At 44.2% G+C, this 242-nt stretch carries 1 protein-coding gene; it reads right to left on the reverse strand.

Annotated elements, in window-relative coordinates; genetic code table 11:
* Positions 1-242, reverse strand: a 242-nt coding sequence (locus tag CHH91_RS18935; protein ID WP_141234244.1) for an aldehyde dehydrogenase family protein, incomplete at both ends; no start/stop codon positions are given.

Genomic DNA, 242 nt, shown 5'->3' on the forward strand with positions numbered 1-242 from the left:
CGGTTTTAATAGATGTATAAAATTCGATTGCCGCTCTTCCTTGCTCGCGGGAATGGGAGCTTGATTGCTTCATTCCGCCAAAAGGAGCCTGAAGTTCTACCCCCGCGCTTTCCGCATTAATCCGCACTAACCCTGCATCCATCTCATTGATAAAAGAAAGCATGTTGCTGATATTAGTTGTAAAGATGGAAGCACTTAATCCATATTCAACATCATTGGCGAGAGAAAGCGCCTCTTCAATG

The sequence above is a fragment of the Virgibacillus sp. 7505 genome, from assembly GCF_002272135.1.
Classification (GTDB): domain Bacteria; phylum Bacillota; class Bacilli; order Bacillales; family Amphibacillaceae; genus Terribacillus.